The sequence below is a fragment of the uncultured Leptotrichia sp. genome, assembly GCF_938036635.1.
Lineage (GTDB): Bacteria > Fusobacteriota > Fusobacteriia > Fusobacteriales > Leptotrichiaceae > Leptotrichia > Leptotrichia hongkongensis.
Genome location: NZ_CALHQO010000540.1, coordinates 1 through 5255, shown reverse-complemented (window position 1 = coordinate 5255; position 5255 = coordinate 1). Strand labels below are relative to the sequence as shown.

General features: G+C 29.5%; 5 protein-coding genes. 4 read left to right on the top strand and 1 reads right to left on the bottom strand.

The features are described 5' to 3' along the window. Window positions 1-160: 160 nt before the first annotated feature. The 4 genes from prfA to queA all read left to right on the top strand — a co-directional run bounded on the left by prfA (window position 161) and on the right by queA (window position 4656). On the top strand, window positions 161-1243 hold the full coding sequence (gene prfA, locus Q0370_RS10845; protein WP_299575610.1) for a peptide chain release factor 1: 1083 nt from the start codon (window positions 161-163) through the stop codon (window positions 1241-1243). Continuing rightward, window positions 1236-2378 (top strand): peptide chain release factor N(5)-glutamine methyltransferase, encoded by a 1143-nt coding sequence (gene prmC / locus Q0370_RS10840; RefSeq protein ID WP_299575609.1) that lies wholly within the window; start codon window positions 1236-1238, stop codon window positions 2376-2378. Before prfA ends, prmC begins: the two co-directional genes overlap by 8 nt. A gap of 84 nt (window positions 2379-2462) precedes the next feature. After that, window positions 2463-3539 carry a hypothetical protein gene (locus tag Q0370_RS10835; protein WP_147005897.1) on the top strand — a complete coding sequence of 359 codons (1077 nt, stop codon included), beginning with the start codon at window positions 2463-2465 and terminating at the stop codon, window positions 3537-3539. A gap of 94 nt (window positions 3540-3633) precedes the next feature. Next, the gene (gene queA / locus Q0370_RS10830) at window positions 3634-4656 is read left to right on the top strand and encodes a tRNA preQ1(34) S-adenosylmethionine ribosyltransferase-isomerase QueA (RefSeq protein ID WP_299575606.1); all 1023 of its coding nucleotides are present in this window, start codon (window positions 3634-3636) and stop codon (window positions 4654-4656) included. 78 nt (window positions 4657-4734) lie between these two features. Here the strand turns inward: queA and Q0370_RS10825 are convergent. Continuing rightward, the coding region (locus tag Q0370_RS10825; protein ID WP_299575604.1) for a TlpA disulfide reductase family protein at window positions 4735-5255 on the bottom strand (521 nt) is incomplete at its 5' end.

Sequence of the window (5255 nt, the reverse complement as noted above, 5' to 3'; positions counted from 1 at the left end):
AATAATTTTATAAAAATACCGCTTTAAATTTGGGCCTAAAACCTATAATTATAATTAGTTATATGGATTTTAGATTTCAATCAGTTTTATCAAATCTGATTTTTAAAAAGTTCAAATATAATATAAAAAATAGGAAAATTTAGGAGTTGAAAAATAAATTATGTTTCAAAAATTAGACGATGTTGTCTTAAAGCATAAAGAACTTACAGAAATGCTTATGGATCCTGAAGTTGTTTCAGACCCAAAGAAAATTATGGAGTATAATAAGGCTTTAAACAGCATTGATGAAGTTGTTCAAAAGTATACATATTACAAAAATCGTAAAGAGGAAATGGAAGGCCTAAAAGAAGACTTGAAATCTGAAAAAGATTCAGAAATGAAAGAAATGATGCTTGAGGAAATTCATTCAATTGAAGAAGAAATTCCCCATCTTGAAGAAGAATTAAAAATTCTTTTACTTCCAAAAGATCCTAACGATGATAAAAATGTTATCATGGAAATCCGTGCTGGAGCGGGTGGAGATGAAGCGGCATTATTTGCAGCCGATATTTTCAGAATGTTTACAAGATATGCAGAAAGAAACCGTTGGAAAACTGAAATCATTGATAAAAGTGAAATCGGTGTTGGTGGATTGAAGGAAGTAACATTCTTAATCAAAGGAAACGGAGCGTATTCAAGATTAAAATTTGAAAGTGGAGTTCATCGTGTACAAAGAGTTCCAGCTACTGAATCTTCTGGAAGAGTTCACACATCTACAATTACAGTTGCAGTACTGCCTGAAATAGACGATGTAAGTGAAGTTGAAATTAATCCAAGTGATTTGAAGATTGACACATACAGATCAAGTGGAGCTGGAGGACAGCACGTAAATACTACAGATTCTGCTGTAAGAATTACTCATTTGCCAACTGGACTTGTAGTAACTTCGCAAGATGGACGTTCGCAAATAAAAAATAGAGAAGCTGCAATGAAAGTACTAGCTTCTAAGTTGTATGAAATGGAATATGAAAAACAAAGAAGTGCAGTTGAAAATGAAAGACGTTCACAAGTTGGAAGTGGAGATAGGTCAGAAAAAATCAGAACATATAATTTTCCTCAAGGAAGAGTTACTGATCATAGAATTAAGTTGACGCTTCATAGGCTAGATGGCGTTCTAGATGGAGATTTAGACGAAATGATAGATGCCTTAATTGCTTATGAACAGGCTGAATTGTTAAAAGAAGTTGGAAGTGGAAATGAATAATTTACTGGATATATTGAATAAATCGGTTAATTATTTAGAAAAAAAAGGTATAAAAAATGCCAGATTGACAGCAGAAAGTATCATTTCAGAAGTAATGGGAATGGAAAGAATTATGCTCTATGCTGAATTTGAGCGTATGTTATCAGAAGATGACTTAAAAAAAATTAGAGAAAAACTAAACGATATAACAAATAATGATAAAAAAATATCTGACAATAATAATTTTGAAAATATAGAAAAATCTGAAAAGCAATTAAAATCACTGCTTGATAAAAGCATTTCATATCTTGAAAAAAATAATATTGATGAAAGTAAGTTAATTGCGGAAATTATATTTTCACATGTTTTAAATATTGATAGAATGATGCTTTTTACAAAGTACAGAGATGAAATTGAAAATGAAAAAATTGAAAAAATCAGATATTTTATTCAAAAAATTGGGCGTGAAAAATTTCCAGTTCAGTATTTGCTGAATGAACAGGAATTTTATGGAAGAAAATTTTACGTTGACAAGGGAGTTTTAATTCCACGTCAGGATACAGAAGTTTTAGTTGAAAAAATGATTGATATTTTGAAAAATAATATTATAAAAAATCAAAATTCAAAAATTCATCCTAAAATACTTGATATTGGCGTTGGAAGTGGTATAATAGGAATAATTGCTGCATTAGAAGTAGAAAATTCTTATGTACTAGGTGTGGATATTTCTGAAAAAGCACTTAATACTGCTGAAAAAAACAAAGAACTTTTAAAAGTTCCAAATATAAAATTTTTAAAATCAGATTTGTTTGAAAATATTGAATTTAATCAGTTTGATATGATAGTGTCAAATCCACCATATATTTCCCTTAATGAAATAGGTATTATGTCAGATGACACTTTATTACACGAGCCGAGTGAAGCACTTTTTGCAGAAAATGACGGATTATATTTTTATTATGAGATTTGTCAGAAGGCATCTGATTATTTAGCTGATTTTGGTTATTTATTGTTTGAGATTGGCTATAAACAGGGAAAAAATGTTGCTGAAATTATGACAAGCTCAGGTTTTAAAAATGTTGAAGTTATAAAAGATTTAGCTGGATTGGATAGGGTTGTCGTAGGGCAGAAAATTATAAATAAAATTGAAAATTAACAAAAAATATTAAATAATTTTAGATTTTTAAATATTTATTTTGAAAATTAAAAATTATCTAATAAAAGGAATGGAGATGAATCAATGGTTAGTGATAGGAGAATTTTTAAAAAGACAGGAGCGTTATTGTTAGGATTAACATATTCAATAATATCATTTGGAAGTGAGAATATCAAAGAAGCAGTTTCGTCATCAGAAAGTGTCGAAAATGTAAATATGCCAAAATCTGAGCCAAAATTAGTTGCATCATCGAAAACAAATAATTCTCAGCTGGAAAAGTTAATTAAAAATCAGTACAACAATAAAAGTATTGACTTAAATGTAAATACAAGTTTGAGAAATATGCGTGATAGCGGAAGCTATGAGCGTCCAAATGTAAATACTTACACAGCAAATAGAAAAACTCAGCAAGGAACTCCAGATATGAAATTATCAAAAGAGCAATTGCTGGCTGTAGCTGAAAGAATTTTTCAAAATGAAACAGGTGGAGTTAGAAATAATCTAGTAGACTGGAATGATGGAGAGAATTTCCCTTCACTTGGTATAGGACATTTTACTTGGTTTAAAGCAAGTGGTGGAAGAAGTGGATTTGGAGATAGTTTACCTGATATGATTGCTTATTATAAACAACAAGGGATTCAATTGCCAAAATTACTTTCTGAATTTAGATATTCACCTTGGAACAGTAAGTCAGAATTAATGGCTAAAAAAGCTAATGGTGATAAGGATATTCAGGAATTGATAGCATTTTTTGATAACACAAGAGATATTCAGGTAATGTTTATTTACGAAAGATTAAAAGGTTCACTTGATAAAATGCTTGAAGCATCTTCAAACAAAGAAAATTTAAGAAATCAGTTTGAAAGAATGGTAAATACTCCTAATGGACTTTATGCCTTGATTGACTACGTAAACTTTAAGGGTGAAGGATTAAAAGGTGTTTCTTCATATAATAATATAGCTTGGGGATTAAGACAAGTACTTGAAAACATGAAAGGAACAGCAGTAGGACAAAGTGCATTAGTAGAATTTAGTAATTCTGCCAAAGATGTATTAGCAAGACGTGTAAGAAATGCTCCAAGAAATGAGAGAAGATGGCTACAAGGATGGTATAATAGAGTAGACACATATAAAACTTTTGAAATTGGAAGAGCATATTAATTGAATAATGATTATGGCAGGGAATTATTAAATTCCCTGTTTCCTTTAAAATGAATAAAAATAAAAAAATATAGAAATAGGAGAAATAAATCAAATGAAAATTTCAGATTTTGATTTTGAACTGCCTGAGGAACTGATAGCACAGCATGCTGTAAATCCGAGAGACCATTCAAAATTATTGGTGTTAAATAAAAAAGAAAAAACATTGGAACATAAAAAATTTTATAATATTATAGATTATTTGAAAAAAGATGATGTTCTTGTAATTAATCGTACGAAAGTTATTCCAGCAAGATTGTTTGGACATAAGGAAAATGGAGTTGTCTTAGAATGCTTTCTTTTAAAAAGATATGATATGTATACATGGGAAGTTTTGCTAAAGCCTGCTAAAAAGTTAAAAATTGGACAAAAACTCATATTTTTGGAAGGAGTTTTAGAGGCGGAACTTCTAGAAATTAAGGAAGATGGGAATAGAGTTATAAAATTTGATTTTGAAGGCAGATTCGAGGAAATTTTGGATAAATTGGGAGAAATGCCACTTCCACCATATATTATGGAAAAATTGGAGGACAAAAATAGATATCAAACTGTCTATGCTAAGGAAGGTGAATCAGTAGCCGCTCCAACTGCAGGACTTCATTTTACAAATGAACTTTTGGAAAAAATTCGTAAAAAGGGAGTTATTATTGCAGAAGTATTTCTAGACGTGGGACTAGGGACATTTCGTCCAGTACAGGTGGAAAATGTGCTAGATCATAAAATGCACAGTGAAAAATATCGAATACCTGAAGAAACTGCCAAAATTATCAATGAGGCTAAAAAAAATGGGAATCGTATAATTGCAGTAGGAACAACATCAGTAAGAACATTGGAATCTTCTGTTGATGAGAACGGGAAATTAAGAGCTTCTAAGGGAGATACAAATATCTTTATTTATGGAGATTATAAATTTAAAATTGTAGATGCAATAATTACAAATTTTCATTTGCCAAAATCTACATTAATTATGTTAATTTCAGCATTTGGTGGAAAAGAATTTGTTTTTGAGGCGTATAAGAAGGCAGTTGAAGAAAAGTATAGATTTTATAGTTTTGGAGATTCAATGTTTATTTACTAAAAGTCATTTGTTTTGATTTTTTATATTTTTGGTAAAAAAAAAGGATTTAAAGTGTAAAAGCTCTAAATCCTTCTTGTTTTATTTAAGATAAAATGCTGATTTTATATTATCATACTTCATTGTTCCGCCTAATAAATTTTCAATTGTTGAATTTTCAATTTTTATGTTGTATGGAATACTATTTATTTTGAAGCCTTTCATTATCGAATCATCAGCGTCAAAATAAACTGGGAAAGTAAATTTATTTTCCTCTACATATTTTTTAGTTGATGATAAGTTAGTTTTTCTTCTCGTGAATACAACTACTACATTTATGTTATCCTTGTTTTCATCATAAAATTTTTGGACATCTGGCAATTCCATACGGCAATAAGGACACCATTCTGCTGCAAAAACTAATAATGTAGGTTTTTTATTATTGAATATTTTATTACTTTTTGTATACTTTCCATTAAAATCTCTTAATTCAAAACTAGGAATTTTGGCTCCAACTTCCATATTCACATCAAGACCCTTATCTTTTCCGTATCCTATTAAGAATACCATAAACATTGAAATAATAACTAATAATTTTTTCATTTTTTTCCCTTCTTTCTGTC